17 protein-coding genes are annotated in these 15,743 nt (G+C 58.7%); 11 read left to right on the forward strand and 6 right to left on the reverse strand.

Annotated features, from left to right (window positions below; genetic code table 11):
* Positions 1-181 (forward strand): hypothetical protein (locus LPB67_RS18620; protein ID WP_262838823.1); only part of this gene is annotated, 181 nt, incomplete at its 5' end.
* Between the two features lie 59 nt (positions 182-240).
* Positions 241-1,209, forward strand: a complete 969-nt coding sequence (locus tag LPB67_RS18625) for a DNA-binding protein (RefSeq protein WP_262838825.1) — start codon at positions 241-243, stop codon at positions 1,207-1,209.
* Positions 1,210-1,255: 46 nt separating this feature from the next.
* On the opposite strand, the gene LPB67_RS18630 is transcribed toward LPB67_RS18625, so the two are convergent.
* The gene (locus LPB67_RS18630; RefSeq protein WP_262838826.1) at positions 1,256-1,897 is read right to left on the reverse strand and encodes an ArsR/SmtB family transcription factor; all 642 of its coding nucleotides are present in this window, start codon (positions 1,895-1,897) and stop codon (positions 1,256-1,258) included.
* Positions 1,898-2,029: 132 nt separating this feature from the next.
* Between LPB67_RS18630 and LPB67_RS18635 the strand changes: the two genes are divergently transcribed.
* The 9 genes from LPB67_RS18635 (at position 2,030) to LPB67_RS18675 (ending at position 12,278) form a co-directional block, all read left to right on the forward strand.
* Entirely contained in the window at positions 2,030-2,383 is a 354-nt protein-coding gene (locus LPB67_RS18635) for a DsrE/DsrF/TusD sulfur relay family protein (protein ID WP_262838827.1), read from the forward strand.
* A 9-nt stretch (positions 2,384-2,392) separates the two neighbouring features.
* On the forward strand, positions 2,393-3,136 hold the full coding sequence (locus tag LPB67_RS18640) for an MBL fold metallo-hydrolase (RefSeq protein ID WP_262838828.1): 744 nt from the start codon (positions 2,393-2,395) through the stop codon (positions 3,134-3,136).
* Positions 3,133-4,398 carry an MFS transporter gene (locus tag LPB67_RS18645; protein WP_262838829.1) on the forward strand — a complete coding sequence of 422 codons (1,266 nt, stop codon included), beginning with the start codon at positions 3,133-3,135 and terminating at the stop codon, positions 4,396-4,398. The genes LPB67_RS18640 and LPB67_RS18645 overlap by 4 nt, the downstream gene beginning before the upstream one ends.
* 374 nt (positions 4,399-4,772) lie before the next feature.
* Complete coding sequence (gene phnC / locus LPB67_RS18650; RefSeq protein WP_186886026.1) at positions 4,773-5,591, forward strand: phosphonate ABC transporter ATP-binding protein; 819 nt, start codon at positions 4,773-4,775, stop codon at positions 5,589-5,591.
* Positions 5,588-6,445, forward strand: a complete 858-nt coding sequence (gene phnD / locus LPB67_RS18655; RefSeq protein ID WP_262838831.1) for a phosphate/phosphite/phosphonate ABC transporter substrate-binding protein — start codon at positions 5,588-5,590, stop codon at positions 6,443-6,445. The genes phnC and phnD overlap by 4 nt, the downstream gene beginning before the upstream one ends.
* Positions 6,446-6,520: 75 nt before the next feature.
* The gene (phnE, locus tag LPB67_RS18660; protein WP_308925953.1) at positions 6,521-7,297 is read left to right on the forward strand and encodes a phosphonate ABC transporter, permease protein PhnE; all 777 of its coding nucleotides are present in this window, start codon (positions 6,521-6,523) and stop codon (positions 7,295-7,297) included.
* Between the two features lie 19 nt (positions 7,298-7,316).
* A complete protein-coding gene (locus tag LPB67_RS18665; RefSeq protein WP_262838832.1) occupies positions 7,317-8,336 on the forward strand; it encodes a phosphonate dehydrogenase in 1,020 nt (339 codons plus the stop codon).
* Positions 8,330-9,205: a LysR family transcriptional regulator gene (locus tag LPB67_RS18670; protein ID WP_186886029.1), complete on the forward strand. Its 876-nt coding sequence runs from the start codon at positions 8,330-8,332 to the stop codon at positions 9,203-9,205. Before LPB67_RS18665 ends, LPB67_RS18670 begins: the two co-directional genes overlap by 7 nt.
* A gap of 106 nt (positions 9,206-9,311) precedes the next feature.
* The gene (locus LPB67_RS18675; RefSeq protein WP_262838833.1) at positions 9,312-12,278 is read left to right on the forward strand and encodes a Tn3 family transposase; all 2,967 of its coding nucleotides are present in this window, start codon (positions 9,312-9,314) and stop codon (positions 12,276-12,278) included.
* On the opposite strand, the gene LPB67_RS18680 is transcribed toward LPB67_RS18675, so the two are convergent.
* From LPB67_RS18680 to LPB67_RS18700, 5 genes are all read right to left on the reverse strand, one after another.
* Entirely contained in the window at positions 12,265-12,660 is a 396-nt protein-coding gene (locus LPB67_RS18680) for a PepSY-associated TM helix domain-containing protein (RefSeq protein WP_262838834.1), read from the reverse strand. The two genes, LPB67_RS18675 and LPB67_RS18680, sit on opposite strands and share 14 nt — an antisense overlap.
* 11 nt (positions 12,661-12,671) lie before the next feature.
* Entirely contained in the window at positions 12,672-13,142 is a 471-nt protein-coding gene (locus tag LPB67_RS18685; protein ID WP_262838835.1) for a DUF2271 domain-containing protein, read from the reverse strand.
* The gene (locus LPB67_RS18690) at positions 13,139-13,504 is read right to left on the reverse strand and encodes a PepSY domain-containing protein (RefSeq protein ID WP_262838836.1); all 366 of its coding nucleotides are present in this window, start codon (positions 13,502-13,504) and stop codon (positions 13,139-13,141) included. Before LPB67_RS18690 ends, LPB67_RS18685 begins: the two co-directional genes overlap by 4 nt.
* Positions 13,505-13,686: 182 nt before the next feature.
* Positions 13,687-15,063, reverse strand: a complete 1,377-nt coding sequence (locus tag LPB67_RS18695; protein ID WP_262838837.1) for an ATP-binding protein — start codon at positions 15,061-15,063, stop codon at positions 13,687-13,689.
* Positions 15,060-15,737, reverse strand: a complete 678-nt coding sequence (locus LPB67_RS18700) for a response regulator transcription factor (protein ID WP_262838838.1) — start codon at positions 15,735-15,737, stop codon at positions 15,060-15,062. Before LPB67_RS18700 ends, LPB67_RS18695 begins: the two co-directional genes overlap by 4 nt.
* Positions 15,738-15,743 lie beyond the last annotated feature (6 nt).

The raw sequence follows: 15,743 nt of genomic DNA on the forward strand, positions 1-15,743 counted from the left end.
TTGGGTGCGCATCGTGGATTTCGGCGCCGTTGTCGGCGGGTTCGGGGGTGGCCATGGCTGTGTCGCTCGCGGTCGGGCTTGTAACGGGGGTTACGGCAAGATAGCACGCTGCGGCCGGGCATGGCTGGCGATAAGCTCGATTATCGGCACTAAATGTGCATCCTTCATTGATCAGCTTTAACTGTAATTTAAGATACTATTACGTATTACATAGCACGTTATCTTATTTAAGGATCGATCATGGCCAGAGCCGGTGTCCTGTACTCTCATGTCGCGAAGGCGGCCGCCCAGCTGGCAGCCGCGGGCAAGAACCCCACCGTCGACACCGTGCGTGAGGCCATAGGCGGCACCGGCAGCAAAAGCACCATCGCGCCCATGCTCAAGCAATGGAAGGCGCAACATGGGGGCGAGGTCGCAGCTGCCGGCGCCGGCCTGCCGGCCGATCTGCTGGAGGCCGTCCAGGGGGTGTACGAGCGCGTGCAGGAGGGTGCGAAAGCCCAGGTCGAGCAACTGCGCGCCGAGCATCAGCAGGCGGCGCAAGAGGCCGCGCGCGTGTTAGAGGCGCTGTACGCCGAAGGGCGGAAACTTGGCGCCGAGCGCGAAGCGCTTGCGGACGAACTGGCAAACGTGAAGGCAATGCTCGCGCGCGAGCAGGTGGCACGGCAAAAAGACGCCGTGGCAATCGTCGCCCTCGAATCCGAAAAAGACGGGCAGGCCCAACGCTTGGCCGATCGCGCGGCGGAGATCAGATCGCTGGCGGACCAGCTGGCTCAGGCCCGGCGGCAGTTCGAGCACTTCCAGGATGCGAGCGCGACCCAGCGCCAGGAAGACAAGAGCGCGTATGAGGCGCGCATTGCCCGTACCGAGCAGGAGGCGGGCACGCTGCGCACCTACCTCCAGGACAGCCGCGAGGCGCTGGCCGTGCTGCGCAGCGAGAAGGTCCATCTTGAGCATACCTTGGCCGAACAGCTAGATGCAGCCAGAGAGCAGGCCCGGAAGCTGTACGAAGGGACGGAGGCAGTGAATGCCGCGCGCGAAATGGCAAGTAGCAGGCAGTTCGAGATGGAAATGGCCGAGGAGCGCCTGGACCACTCCCAGCAAGCAAATGCGCGGCTGGAGGCGCGCCTGGCTGAGCTGGAGGGCGAGAATGTGCTGTTGAAAGCGAAGGCGATGGTATCTGTACCCAAGGCCCGCGGGCGTAAAACGTAAGGCTACTTACCGATAAAAACAGCAATCTGGATGCAGCGAAATAGCATCAACTATTCCACTCAACAACGCCCTCTCGCATCTGTAGCGCGTCGATGCCTTGGTCGCGGAGCAGCCTGACTGCATCGGACGACATCAAGCAGAACGGACCGCGACAATATGCGATCACGGGCCTGTCCTTTGGCAATTCGGCCAGACGGTTCTTCAACTCGGCCAGTGGCATCGAACGTGCAAACGGCACGTGGCCAACCGCGTATTCCTCTCCCGGACGTACGTCGATCACGATCACTTCCCCGGATTTCGCCTTGTTCAGCAGTTCTTCGCGACTATTGCCGACCCACTCATGGGTGGCAGCAGAGAGCTGGCGCAGAGCGTCCTGCAATTCGAACAGCCGGTCCTCGGCCAGAACCCGGAGTGTCACCCATAGCTGGCCCACCTCTGCGCTGGCCAGCCGGTAAATGATGTACTTCCCCTGGCGTTCAGCCTCGACAAGGCGCGCGGACTTCAATTCTTTCAAGTGCGCGCTGACCAGCTTCGCACTAATGCCCGCTTCCAGCGCCAAGGCCTCAACGGTCTTGGGGGACTGCCCCAGCAATTCAATCAGCTCCAGCCGCTTCGGGCTGGCCGATGCCTTGGCGATACGTGCTACTTGCTCGTACAGGGCGTCCTTGATGGTTCTATTCGTTGTCATAGGAGGAGTGTCAGCATTTCGTAGTCTCAGGTCAAGGCCACCGGCAATTTAGTCTTGCAGGAAAAACAAAGATCCATTATATTCCAATGATCGTTAGATTGTTGGTTATTTTACTTTAAGAGGCAAATTCCCATGCAGGCACTGTTCATTCTGAACGCCGCGCCATACGGCAGCGAGCTGACCCACAACGGCTTACGGCTGGCCGCAGCACTGGCCAAGCGTGAACACAATACGGTGCGCATCTATCTGATGGGCGACGCGGTTGGCACCGCAAAAAGCGGTCAGAAGGTGACGGAAGGGCAGCCCAATCTGCAAACAATACTGGGGCGGATTAGCGCCACCAACCAAGACAACATCGGCGTATGCGGTGGCTGCATGGATTCACGCGCGCTACAGGACAGTGACCTGATCGAAGGGACATATCGCGGCACGCTTGAGCAACTGGCGGACTGGTCCGAATGGGCGGACAAGGTTTTCGTATTTTAGGAGGCTGCAATGTTTTTCAAGCAAAGAACAAATGACGATGCATCGATCTCGTACTTCTTCGGTTGCGGCGGGCAAGGCAAGGGAATCGCACTCGACGTGCTGGCCGGCGACGAAGCCTGGTATATGGACCAGGCACGCATGCTGGGTGTTGAGATTTCCTATGTGTTTGATTCACATATCCATGCCGACCACCTGTCCGGCGGCCGAACGCTTGCCGAACTTAGCGGCGCGGCTTACTCGCTACACGAAAGCAATATCGGCAAGGCCGCCTTCCCGTTCACCCCGGTGACCGACAAGCAGACCATAGATGCCGGCAATACTCGCATTCAGGTCATACATACGCCGGGTCACACAGAAGATAGCATTTGCCTGCTGGTCTCGGACCGCCGGCGCGCAGAAGCGCCATGGTTCATTCTGACTGGTGACACATTGTTCGTCGGTTCGGTCGGCCGACCGGACCTCGCGGGACGCGAACAAGAAATGGCGGCCCAGCTGTGGGACAGCCTGCAAGGCCGGCTGCTGAACTTGCCGGATGAGCTGGAAGTTTTTCCAGGGCACCAAGCTGGAAGCGCATGCGGCGCGGATATCTCTGGAAAGCCGTCGTCGACGATCGGTTTCGAAAAGCGCTGGAATTCTTTGCTATCCCTGGAGAAGGCGGCATTTATAACGGCCCTCACGACCACGATCCTACCGCGCCCCGCTGAGATGGAAAGGCTTGTCGCCGCCAATCTCGGCCAAGTTGAGGTTGCATGAGCAAGGAACGGGCTATGCCACCGGCGGCACATTCCCCGGCCACCCCCACTGGCCTACAACTTGGACTGCGCGCGAACTGGCGCCAATTTAGCTTGCTTGTTGTCGTCAATGCATTTGTTGGCGCCATGGTCGGGATGGAGCGCAGCATCTTGCCCGCCATTGCCGAACAGGAATTCAAGCTGGTCGCCCACACGGCGATTCTGGCTTTCATTGTTGTCTTCGGTGTTGCCAAGGCCATCACTAATTATTTTGCCGGCCGCTTTTCCGACGCCTACGGACGCAAGGTAGTGCTAGTGATTGGCTGGCTGATCGCCACGCCGGTCCCCTTTTTGCTGATGTGGGCGCCGTCATGGAACTGGATTTTGCTGGCCAACGTTTTTCTGGGCGTGAGCCAAGGGCTGACCTGGTCGACCACGGTAATCATGAAGATCGATCTTGCCGGTCCCAAAAATCGGGGCACGGCGATGGGCATCAATGAATTCGCGGGCTATTTCGCCGTCGGCGCAGCGGCGCTGGCGACCGGCTGGATTGCAACCAATTATGGCTTGCGACCGCAGCCGTTCTACCTTGGCGTGGCGTTTGCAGTGATCGGCTTGCTGCTATCGGTTTTGGTTGTGCGCGAGACGCGCGGCCACGCGCAAATGGAAGCCGCAATGACCGCCACGCGCGGCGCGGCCATCGTGCCGCCGCAGCGCGCGATTTTCTGGCAGACCAGCGTACGTGACCCCAACTTGTCGTCGATTAGTCAGGCCGGACTTGTGAATAATCTCAACGATGGCATGGCATGGGGGTTGTTCCCCTTTGTGTTCGCCGGCGCCGGCATGACCCTCACCCAAATCGGCACGCTTGCCGCGATCTACCCGACCGTATGGGGAGTATGCCAACTCTTCACCGGCGCGCTGTCGGATCGTATTGGTCGTAAGGGATTGATCGTGGCGGGGATGTGGGTTCAGGCAGCCGGCATTGCCATAATCGCCTTCCGGTCCTCGTTCGGATGGTATGCGACAGGCGCGATTCTCCTGGGAATCGGGACTGCCATGGTCTATCCGACGCTACTGGCGGCCATCGGCGACGTAGTCAACCCGGCCTGGCGCGCTTCGACCGTCGGCGTCTACCGTTTCTGGCGCGATCTAGGCTATGCCATCGGGGCCTTGCTGGCGGGCGTTGTGGCCGACCTGTACGGCGTGGTCAGCGCGGTATGGTTAGTCGCAGCAATCACGTTCCTCTCGGGTATGGTCGTTATAGTCCGTATGCGATATTAACGCTTCAGTCGCAGAAAAAAGCCGAACAACGAGCAATAAATGACTTGGCAAGCGGGACACTGAATCGAATGCCACGCCTTTAATTACCTTCTGGAACCCAACGTGCCGGTTTGCTGCTACCGCGCCAAACTCAGGAGAATCTGATTATCAACGGCTGGAGCAATTTCTGGACGAACGATTTGATGACGGGCGTCTCCTTCACAACAGTAATTTCCTCCATGCGAGCGAAGCCGAAATCAGGATCAAACCCGGCCCATTGACATCAAAATTTCATCAAGTTGTCACGCCTGAGTAACAATCCCTAGCTACGATGGCCTCATATTTGATTTGCGAATCAATATTCCATATTGATTACCTTATTGATCGGAGAGGCCATGATCCAACTTCACAAAGTATCGGTACAGTACGGCAGCTTCACAGCCTTGCATTCGACAACACTGGCGTTCGTACCTGGGCAATTCACGGTATTGCTTGGCGCTTCTGGTGCTGGCAAATCCACCCTGTTGCGCAGCCTGAACTTGCTCGCACGTCCCAGCGCAGGCCACATTACGGTTGATGGCGTGGGAGAGTTGGACCATGCCGGGCGTGTCCATGAACATCGCAAGCGCACAGGCATGATCTTTCAGCAGCACCAATTGATCGCACGCCAGAGCGTGCTGGCCAACGTACTGCTGGGCCGCATCGGTTACCACCCGGCCTGGCGCACAATGTTTCCGTTGCCGTACGGGGAACGCCGTATTGCGCTCGAATGTCTAGAGCGCGTCGGTCTATTGCACAAGGCGCTCGAACGCGTCGATTGCCTAAGCGGCGGCCAGCAGCAGCGCGTCGGAATCGCCCGGGCGCTCGCGCAACAACCCCGTCTGATGTTGGCGGACGAACCGGTAGCGAGCCTCGACCCGGCTTCGTCGCGTCAGGTGCTGGCCCAACTCAAACGTTTTTGCCACGAGGATGGAATCACCATCGTCGTCAGTCTGCACCAGGTAGATCTGGCCTGCGAATACGCTGACCGCATCATCGGCCTGTCGCATGGACATGTCGTCTTCGATTCCACACCGGATGCCTTGACGCCAGTCCAGGCTGCCGCGCTGTACGAGCAAAAGACAGCGCCGTCCGAAGCACCGGACCATCAAGCTAAGCCCATTGAACCCAAAGCCACTTTCGTACAACTTGCCACTGCAAAGGAACCAGCATGAAAAAACTGTTCGCCGTCATAGGCATCGCCGCCTTGACCCTGTTTGGCAATGTCGCCCTCGCTGCCGATCCGGATCCTGACACCCTTAAGGTCGCACTGCTGCCCGACGAGAATGCCTCCGAACTCATCAAGCGCAACAAGCCGCTCAAGGAGTACCTCGAAAAAGCGCTCGGCAAGAAGATCGAGCTGGTCGTGACCACAGACTATTCGTCGATGATTGAAGCGATGCGATTCGGTCGCCTGGACATGGCGTATTTCGGTCCGCTGTCCTACGTTCTAGCCAAGAGCAAGAGCGACATTGAGCCGTTCGCAGCAATGGTCAAAGGTGGCAAAGCGACGTATCGTTCAGTTTTGATCGCCAATGTCAATTCCGGCGTCAATTCGTACAAGGACATCAAGGGCAAGAAAGTGGCCTTCGGTGATCGCGTTTCCACGTCGAGCCATCTGATCCCGAAGACAGTGCTGGCCGACGCGGGTGCGAGGGTTGACCGCGACTATTCCGCCCACTTCGTCGGCACCCATGACGCGGTCGCCATAAACGTCGCCAACGGCAACGCCGATGTCGGGGGCCTGTCGGAAGACATCTGGGTCTACATGAATGACCGGAAGCTGATCGACGCGTCCAAGGTCAAGGTGCTGGGTTACAGCAAGGGCTACCCGCAATTTCCGTGGACCATGCGCTCCAATCTCAAGCCCGAGCTCAAGCAAAAGATCCGGCAAGCTTTCGTCGACCTGAAGGATCCGGAAGTGCTGAAGAATTTCAAGGCTGAAGGCTTCACTTCCGTGACCGACAAGGATTACGACGTCATTCGCGACATGGGTAAAATCTTGAAGCTAGACTTTTCAAAGATGTGATCGATTGCGCGACAGGGAATCATGATGACGACATCGAATGTGATGAATGGTGCCACCGGTGCCGAATACGACAAGATGCTTGAAGCTGACCGGCGCCAATGGTGGCGGGGCGCCTTGCAGTTGACCGCTGTCCTTGCCATTGCTCTGATTGCCGCAAGCTACGTAGGGCTGCTTGACTATCGCAAGCTGGCTGACGGCTTGCCGGCGATTGCGACGCTCATGGGTGAAACAATGCCGCCGAACTTCACTGAATGGCGAAACTGGATCAAGCCATTGGTGGACACACTGGCCATGAGCATTGCCGGGACTGCGCTAGCCGTCGCGTTTTCGCTGCCCTTGGCGATCCTGGCCGCACGCAATACCAGCCCTCACCCATTGGTGTACCAAGCGGCCCGCATCGTACTCAATGCATTGCGTTCGGTGCCGGAACTGATCATGGGCATTCTATTCGTTGCCGCCGTCGGTTTCGGCGCCTTGCCTGGGGTGCTGGCACTCGGCTTGCACTCGATCGGCATGGTCGGCAAGTTCTTCGCCGAAGCGATTGAACATGCCGACGAAGGGCCGATTGAAGCCGCGCGCGCGGCCGGCGGTAGCCGACTGCAAGTCATTCTGCACGGCGTGCTTCCACAGGTGTTGCCGCAGATGGCTGATACCGCGATCTACCGGTGGGAGTATAACTTCCGTGCTTCGACCGTGATGGGTATGGTGGGCGCTGGCGGAATTGGCTTCGAGCTGATGGGCTCGCTGCGCATCATGCTATACCAGGAAGTGTCGGCAATCCTGCTGGTGATTCTCGCGATGGTGACATTGGTTGATGCACTCAGCTCGCGCTTGCGTCACAAATTCAAATAAGGAAGGACCTGCAACAATCATGAAACCACAAGTAGTCGTCACCCACTGGGTACATCCGGAAATCCTCGAATTACTGGAAAGCGTTGCGGAAGTCATTCCCAACAATACGCGCGACACCTTGTCGCGCGAGGAAGTGCTGAGCCGAGCAAAAAACGCCGCCGCCATCATGGTGTTCATGCCAGATAGCATCGATGAGGATTTTTTGAATGCTTGCCCGAAGCTAAGGATGGTTGGGGCAGCCCTGAAGGGTTACGACAACTTCGATGTGGAAGCCTGCACGAGGCGCGGCATCTGGTTTTCCATCGTGCCGGATCTGTTGACGATTCCAACGGCTGAATTGACCATCGGATTGCTGCTGGGTCTAACGCGCCACATGCTTGAAGGCGATCGCCGCATTCGCACTGGGCAATTTCAAGGCTGGCGCCCGGAATTGTACGGCGCAGGATTGACTGGCCAAACGCTTGGCATTATTGGAATGGGCGCGGTCGGAACAGCAATCGCCAAGCGCTTGGCTGGTTTTGATATGCGACTGGTGTATTGCGACAGCGTTGCGCTCGATTCTGCACGGGAGCAAGCCTGGGGATTGGAGCGAGTCAGTCTGGATGCGCTTCTGCAGGAAAGCGATTTCGTGGTTCCCATGCTGCCGATGACGCCGGAGACCTTTCATTTGATCAATGACGATTCGATCGCCAGGATGAAACGCGGCGCTTACCTGATCAATGCATGCCGCGGCTCCGTGGTCGATGAACAAGCCGTGAGTACCGCATTAAAAGCCGGCCATTTATCAGGCTACGCCGCCGATGTATATGAAATGGAAGAATGGCGCCGCGCCGACCGGCCAGCAGGCATCCCGCAATCGCTGCTCGTTAATCAAGCGCAGACTTTATTTACACCCCATTTAGGCTCGGCGGTAAAGGAAGTACGCCTGGAGATCGAGCGACAAGCGGCGCTGAATATTGTTCAGGCACTCTCCGGGCAGAGACCTGTTGGCGCCATCAACAATCCGGTTGAGCCTACTTTGGTGACTGCAGGATGCTAGACCTGGGATGTGTCGCGACGTTTCTTGCGGTTGCATCGTGTAGTGGATTTCGGGAAGCCGCTAAGAAAACCGGGCTTTCCCAACCGGCTGTAACGCAACATATCAAGCGCTTGGAACAGTCGCTGAACGCCAGCCTGATTGAGCGAAAGAATGACGGTTGCATTCTGACCTTACAAGGAAGGGAGTTTCTGCCTTTTGCAGAACATTTGATTCAACTTAGCGAGCGTGCCCAGGCCTTGTTCCGCAAGAACGCCATTGTGATCGGCGCAAGTTCCAATGCCGGGATCTATCTGCTTCAACCGCATTTAAAGATGTATCAGGAATCAAGCTCTCGCGAGATGAAAATCGTAATCGGCAAGAACCCTGACATCGCCGACAAGCTGGAGCGTCTTGAAATAGACGTGGCGGTCATGGAGTGGTGGGACAACCGCCCTGGCTATGTCGCGCAATTTTGGCGCCATGAGGAGCTGGTATTAATCGTGCCGAACGATCACCGCTGGGCCGACAGGCAGAGTATTCCACGCGAATGGTTGATCGGCGAACGACTGTTGGGCGGGGAATCAGGCACCGGTACCAACAGAGTTCTGCAACAGTATTTTGGCAACAATGCTCAGTCCATTGGCGTGTCGATTCAATTAGGTAGCACCGAAGCGGTTAAGCGTGCCGTACAAGCAGGGCTAGGCATTTCTCTGGTCATGGCGTCGGCTGTGGAACTGGAAAGTCGCGAGGGCAGATTGAAAGCAATCGCGCTCGAAAATGATCCGCCGAAGAAAGAAATTTTCATTATTCGAAGGCAGACCGAGCCACATCACGTCCCGCCCGCTGCGGAATTCGCCAGTTTTCTGCTTAAACAGGAATGCCAAATCTGACAGCAAGCTCCAGTCAAAACGACACCGTCAGTTTGACCCACTTCCAGGAGGGCGAAAGCGACGGCGCACAAGGGCCAAAAAATAATCTGCCATTCCACTGAATTGAATGCCACGCCGCTCACTACTTTCTGAAACCGAACGCGCCAGTTTACTGATTCTGCCTCGAAGTCAGGATGACCTGATTCAGCAATACAGTTTTACGGACGCCGACTTGGCGTTGATCCGGCAACGCCGTGGTGCTGCCAACCGCCTCGGCTTCGCGGTGCAGATGTGTTTGCTGCGCTACCCTGGCTATGCGCTGGCAAGCGACACCGCGCTGCCCGACCCGGTGCTCCACTGGATCGCCAAGCAGGTGCGCAGCGACGCCGAGGCCTGGCCTGAATACGCAGAGCGGGAAAAGACGCGCAATGAACACCTGCACGAGCTGCGCGCCTACCTGGGCCTGTCGGTGTTCGGGCTGCCGGACTACCGCAAGCTAGTGCACAGCCTGGCCGACCTCGCGGTGCAGACGGACAAGGCAATGGTGCTCGGCGCTCACTCCCTTGAAACGCTGCGCCAAAAGCGGATTATCCTACCTGCGTTGACCGTCATCGAGCGGGCCTGTGCCGAGGCCGTGACGCGGGCCAACCGGCGTATCTATCGCGCGTTGCTCGACCCCCTGGAGCGGCACCACAAGCGCTCCCTGGACAACCTGCTCAACGTCGCGCCCGACATGAGCATTACTTGGCTGGTATGGTTGCGCCAGTCGCCGCTCAAGCCGAATTCCCGCTACATGCGCGAACATATCGAACGGCTCAAGGTATTTCAGTCGCTGGCACTACCTGAGGGGCTTGGCCGCGAGATCCACCAGAATCGGCTACTGAAAATGGCGCGCGAGGGTGCGCAGATGACGCCGCGTGACCTGGCGAAATTCGAGGATGAGCGCCGCTATGCGACATTGGCTGCACTGGCTATCGAGGGCATGGCCACCGTGACGGACGAACTGGTCGACCTCCACGACCGAATTATGATCAGGCTGTTCAGCGCGGCCAAGAACAAGCATCAGCAGGACTTCCAGAAGCAGGGCAAGGCCATCAACGACAAGGTTCGCCTGTACAGTCGAATCGGCCGCGCGCTTGTCGAGGCAAAGGAATCCGGGATGGACCCGTATGCCGCGATCGAGGCCGTGCTGCCGTGGACCGACTTCACCCAAAGCGTGACCGAGGCCGCGGAGCTGGCCCAGCCCGAGACCTTTGACCACCTGCATTTGGTGGGAGAGCAGTACAGCACCCTGAGGCGTTATACGCCCGAGTTTCTGGACGTGATCAGGCTGAAAGCCGCGCCGGCCGCGCAAGCGGTGCTCGATGCGATCGACGTCCTTCGCGAGATGAACATGACCGGGGCGAGCAAGGTACCGGACGACGCGCCAATCGCGTTCGTGAAGGCACGCTGGAAACCGCTTGTCATCACCGACGACGGGCTTGACCGTCGCTTCTACGAGATTTGCGTCTTGTCGGAACTGAAGAATTCGCTTCGATCAGGCGACATCTGGGTGCAGGGCTCGCGCCAGTTCCGCGACTTTGAGGAATACCTGCTGCCTACGGAAAGATTCGGAGCCATGAAAACGGCTCGCGAGTTGCCGATCGCCGTCAACCAGGACTGCGACCAGTACTTACAAGACCGCTTGCTGCTGCTCGAACAGCAGTTGGCCACCGTCAACCGGCTTGCACTGACGAACGAACTGCCCGATGCGATTATTACTGAGACTGGACTGAGGATCAGCCCGCAGGATGCCGTGGTGCCGGACGAGGCCCAAGCGTTGATCGACTTCGCCAGCGGCATGCTTCCCCGGATCAAGATCACCGAACTGCTGATGGACGTGGACGATTGGACCGGATTCACGCGCCACTTCGTTCACCTCAAGAGCGGGGAGCAGGCCAACGACAGGACGTTCCTCATGTCCGCGATTCTGGCCGACGCCATCAACCTCGGCCTGACCAAAATGGCGGAATCGAGTCCTGGCGCCACTTATGCGAAACTCTCCTGGTTGCAGGCTTGGCACATCCGGGACGAAACTTATTCGGCCGGCCTGGCTGAACTGGTCAACGCCCAGTTCAAGCACGCCTTCGCCGTGCACTGGGGGGATGGCACAACGTCGTCGTCGGACGGCCAACGCTTCCGCGCGGGCGGCCGGGCCGAGAGCACGGGCCACATCAACCCCAAGTACGGCGCCGAACCCGGCAAGCTGTTCTACACCCACATTTCCGACCAGTACGCGCCGTTCAGCACCAGGGTTGTCAACGTCGGCGTGCGCGACTCGACCTATGTGCTCGACGGTCTGCTGTACCATGAATCAGACCTGCGCATTGAGGAGCACTATACGGATACCGCCGGTTTCACCGACCATGTGTTCGCACTGATGCACCTCCTGGGCTTCCGCTTCGCGCCGCGAATCCGCGATCTAGGTGACACCAAGCTGTACGTGCCGGGCAAGGTGGGCGATCACCCGGCCTTGCGCTCAATGATTGGCGGTAGTCTAAACATCAAGCATCTACGCGCACACTGGGACGACGTGCTCCGCCTGGCCGCCTCGATCAAGCACGGCACAGTCACCGCATCGCTCATGCTGCGCAAGCTGGGCAGCTACCCTCGCCAGAACGGCCTGGCGATCGCGCTACGCGAGCTGGGGCGGATCGAGCGCACGCTGTTCATCTTGGACTGGCTCCAGAACGTCGAGCTACGCCGGCGCGTGCATGCAGGCCTGAACAAGGGAGAGGCGCGCAACGCACTGGCCAGGGCGGTCTTCATTCATCGGTTGGGTGAGATCCGCGACCGGACATTCGAGCAGCAGCGGTACCGCGCCAGCGGCCTGAATCTCGTGACCGCCGCAATCGTGCTGTGGAATACGGTGTACCTGGAGCGGGCAACCGAAGCGCTGCGCGAGTCCGGCAAACTGGCCGATGACGGCATGCTGCAATTCCTCTCGCCGTTAGGCTGGGAGCACATCAATCTGACAGGAGATTACGTCTGGCGCCAGAGCAGGAAGGTCGACGAGGGAAAATATCGGCCGCTGCGGGACTTCAAGAATCGGTAACAGGGCTTAGCGCCCGATTTTTTCCGTTTTCCCTATTCGCCCCGAGTAGCATGGAGCGATGTAGTTGCTTGATCCAGCGAAAAAGCGCCGACGGCGCATAGGCGGTCGCCGCGCCGCTCGCCGGATCGACGCGGACCACGCTGGCGCCGGCGACCGTGCTGTAGTAAACGATCAATGTTCCGGAAGGCGTGCGCTGGATCTGTTCGACGCCTGGGTATTGGCGTACGACGCGACTGGCCATCTCGGCCACGCTGACGCCGCTCGGCACGGTGGTGCCAAGCCGGTCCAGCGCCGGATAGAGCGACAACAGTGCGCCGGTCAACCCCAGCAATATAGCCAGAACACCGCAGAACAGGCCAAGCATGGAGTGTAGCCGACGCAACATGCAGTGCCTTACATGTCGTAACTGAAGGCTTTGATATAGCCGCGCCCCTGGACAGGTTTGCCAGCACCTGCCTTGGTCAGCGGCGCGCGCACATCGGCAGAATGATCGCGGCCGTCTTCCACCGCGCTGTCAACGCGGATTTCATAGCCCGCATCAATCAGCGCATCGGCCAGTTCAACCGTGACCTTCAGCGATTTACCGTTACCGACGCTCGCGCCGCTAATGCCATCGTATGTACGCGCGTCAAGCCCGCTGCCCCGCGCCCAGGCACTCAAGTGCTTATAATATTTCGACTTCTTACCGGCAACCCATAAGGTTTTTTTGTAAATGCCTGCGGCGTCTGTGATATAGAATGCCAAATAGGCACCGCTGCCGTTGTAATTTTGCAGTTGGGTGGTTAGCACGACTGGACGCGCCTGTGCCATTGAGGGGAGCGCCAATGTGCCAGCCAGCCAGGCCCCGGTAAGAATTTTTTTCATTGCTTATTTCCTTGAGTATGCGGGCTGGGCTCCCTGATTTGTTCAGCGGATGGTCGCGCCGGGGACAGGTAGTCGGAGGCATCGCCGTGTTCGCCGAATTCGATCTCAAGGCTGCGGATGCGCAACGTCGCTGGTCCATACTTCGCCTTCACTTTATTGCCTAGCCGATCGGTACCTCGCACCTCATAACAACCGTCGTCAACCTTGATGCGTTGAACAGTCCAACCGCGCAACTCGACCTGATGGCGCAACACTTCACGTGGTTTCCAATCTGCGATGGGATCGGTGCAATCGTTATCCGCCAGCGCCGTGCAACTGGCGCCAAGGGCAGCAAGCGCAGCGAGCATGTGAAACATTGTCATCGCTGGCTCCTTGGTTGAGATCGGCCTTATATCATCAGGACAGGCTTTGATGTAAGTGAACTAGGTCGATTGTAGAACCGCGATTCGCAAAAAAATTTGATACATATCAAATTTCCCCAAGTGCTTTGTTGCTATATGAGCGGCAAATAAGTGGCGAGGCCGTACGCCTACCTGCGCAAGCGCTATTCGTCCCGCTTTGCTAACACAGGAAAGCTGACGGTAACGCCAAGCCCACTATGATCTATTCCTGTGCCGAGTCGTATCTCGGCCCCGTGCATGTCGATGATCCTGCGCACAATGGACAGGCCCAGCCCGCTGCCCGGCACTTTCGCCCCGGCGAGGCGGAAGAACCGTTCGAAGACCCGGCCTTGCATCTGTGGAGCTATGCCTGGCCCCGAGTCCGCCACCCGCAGGTAACTGCGTCCTTCCGATTGACCGCAACTGACCACAATGCGGCCAGGCACGGGGGTGTAGCGTACAGCGTTGTCCACCAGGTTGCGCAACAACATACGCAGGCTTTCACGTTCGATCCGGCATGGGGCATGCGCAATGTCCACACGCAAGTGATGGCCGACCGCCAGGCTCTGCCAATATGATTGCTCCTCGGTCAACAACGTTGCCAGGTCGGCTTCCTCCAACGCCACTCCATGGCAGCCTTGCGGATCGAGCTGTGCCAGCGTCAGCAATTGATCGACCAGCCGGCCGGCGCGGTCGACGCTGGCGTTCAGGCCAGCGATGAACTCTTCTCGTTCTTCAACGCTGCGCGCCCGCTGCATGACCTGCAGGTTGGTCTTGATGGCGGCCAGCGGCGTACGTAGTTCGTGTGCGGCGTCCCCTGTGAAGCGCTGTTCGTATTCCATGCTTTGCCTGACTCGGCCAAAGAGTCGATTAATCGCCAGCAGCAGTGGAAACACCTCGCTCGGCGCCCCCCGCAACGGGACGTCCGCCAGGTCATTGGGGGTGCGCGCGCCGACTTCGTTGGCTGACACCTGCAACACCCGAAACACCCGGTCGATGCACCACCAGATCGCCAACCCGGCCAGCATCGCCAGCACAACGCCAAATCCAGTGACCTTGTAGAAGAATCTGCTGCTGATCTCCTCGCGATGGCTGCTCGGCTCGGCGACCTGGATTTGTAGCGTGCGGTCGGCGTTCCAGCTGGAATAAAGGCGGCTGCGATGCTCTTCGATTTGCACCCAGGAAAACCCATCCGGGGCGCGCTGCGAAAACGCTCTGGAGGGCGCGCCGCCGTTTTTGTACAGCAGGCGTTGCTGTGCATCGCGGATCTGAAACAGCAGGTAACGATGATAGTCCGGGCGCTCCGTTATCCTGAGGTTGGTCGCCAGCGCGGTGCCATGCTCCGTCGCCTCGTTTTCGGCCAGAGACAACAGCAGGTGAGCCGTTTCTGCCAGCGACTGGTCGAATAGTTCCTGGCTCTCCCGCTGCGCCTCGATGTAGACAATGAACGCGCTGCCGCCCCACAATGCCAGTGTCAACGCCAGCAGCACACCGAGCAGCAATCGCCGTAACGACCAGCGCGGTACGGTTTCAGTACTCATATGTCCACCCCATGTGTCGGCTTGTCGATGCAGTAGCCAACCGCGTGGACCGTGCGTATCAGCCCGCGACCCAGCTTCTTGCGCAGGTGGTGGATATGGACCTGTACCGCATTGCTTTCCACCTCCTCGCCCCAGCTATAGAGGTTATGCTCCAGCTGTTCACGGCTCAGTACCCTGCCGCAGTTCTCCAGCATCATCTGCAGGATGCGGAATTCCCGGCTGGTCAACGCGACATTCTTTCCCGCTTGGGTCGCCTGGCGTGCGGCGATGTCGAGCACCAGATCGCCGTGGACCAGCTCTTCACGCAGCCGACCGGCGGCCCGCCGCGACGCGCTGCGGATCCGGGCTGCCAGCTCATCCAGGTCAAACGGCTTGACGACGAAATCATCCGCGCCGCCATCCAGGCCGGCAATGCGCTCGGGAATCTTGTCGCGGGCGGTCACGATCAGGATGGCACCGCCATAACCGGCGTTGCGCAAGGCGCTCAACGCTTGCATGCCGTCCTGTCCCGGCAAACCCAGGTCCAGCAGGATGCAGCCATAGTCATGCAGCCGCACTGCCGTGTGCGCATGTTCGGCCGACTGGACCCAGTCGACGGCGTAGCCTGCCTGTTCCAACCCGATCTGGGTGGCACGCCCCAGTTGAGGGTCATCTTCAGTGAGCAATATGCGCATGGGTCG

This window comes from Undibacterium sp. Jales W-56, from assembly GCF_025548535.1.
Lineage (GTDB): Bacteria > Pseudomonadota > Gammaproteobacteria > Burkholderiales > Burkholderiaceae_D > Undibacterium.

Excerpts from the sequence above, each read along its gene's own strand:
- LPB67_RS18625 (WP_262838825.1), top strand. The coding sequence starts at position 241 with ATGGCCAGAGCCGGTGTCCTGTACTCTCATGTCGCGAAGGCGGCCGCC.
- LPB67_RS18630 (WP_262838826.1), bottom strand. The coding sequence starts at position 1,897 with ATGACAACGAATAGAACCATCAAGGACGCCCTGTACGAGCAAGTAGCA.
- LPB67_RS18635 (WP_262838827.1), top strand. The coding sequence starts at position 2,030 with ATGCAGGCACTGTTCATTCTGAACGCCGCGCCATACGGCAGCGAGCTG.
- LPB67_RS18640 (WP_262838828.1), top strand. The coding sequence starts at position 2,393 with ATGTTTTTCAAGCAAAGAACAAATGACGATGCATCGATCTCGTACTTC.
- LPB67_RS18645 (WP_262838829.1), top strand. The coding sequence starts at position 3,133 with ATGAGCAAGGAACGGGCTATGCCACCGGCGGCACATTCCCCGGCCACC.
- phnC (WP_186886026.1), top strand. The coding sequence starts at position 4,773 with ATGATCCAACTTCACAAAGTATCGGTACAGTACGGCAGCTTCACAGCC.
- phnD (WP_262838831.1), top strand. The coding sequence starts at position 5,588 with ATGAAAAAACTGTTCGCCGTCATAGGCATCGCCGCCTTGACCCTGTTT.
- phnE (WP_308925953.1), top strand. The coding sequence starts at position 6,521 with ATGCTTGAAGCTGACCGGCGCCAATGGTGGCGGGGCGCCTTGCAGTTG.
- LPB67_RS18665 (WP_262838832.1), top strand. The coding sequence starts at position 7,317 with ATGAAACCACAAGTAGTCGTCACCCACTGGGTACATCCGGAAATCCTC.
- LPB67_RS18670 (WP_186886029.1), top strand. The coding sequence starts at position 8,330 with ATGCTAGACCTGGGATGTGTCGCGACGTTTCTTGCGGTTGCATCGTGT.
- LPB67_RS18675 (WP_262838833.1), top strand. The coding sequence starts at position 9,312 with ATGCCACGCCGCTCACTACTTTCTGAAACCGAACGCGCCAGTTTACTG.
- LPB67_RS18685 (WP_262838835.1), bottom strand. The coding sequence starts at position 13,142 with ATGAAAAAAATTCTTACCGGGGCCTGGCTGGCTGGCACATTGGCGCTC.
- LPB67_RS18690 (WP_262838836.1), bottom strand. The coding sequence starts at position 13,504 with ATGACAATGTTTCACATGCTCGCTGCGCTTGCTGCCCTTGGCGCCAGT.
- LPB67_RS18695 (WP_262838837.1), bottom strand. The coding sequence starts at position 15,063 with ATGAGTACTGAAACCGTACCGCGCTGGTCGTTACGGCGATTGCTGCTC.
- LPB67_RS18700 (WP_262838838.1), bottom strand. The coding sequence starts at position 15,737 with ATGCGCATATTGCTCACTGAAGATGACCCTCAACTGGGGCGTGCCACC.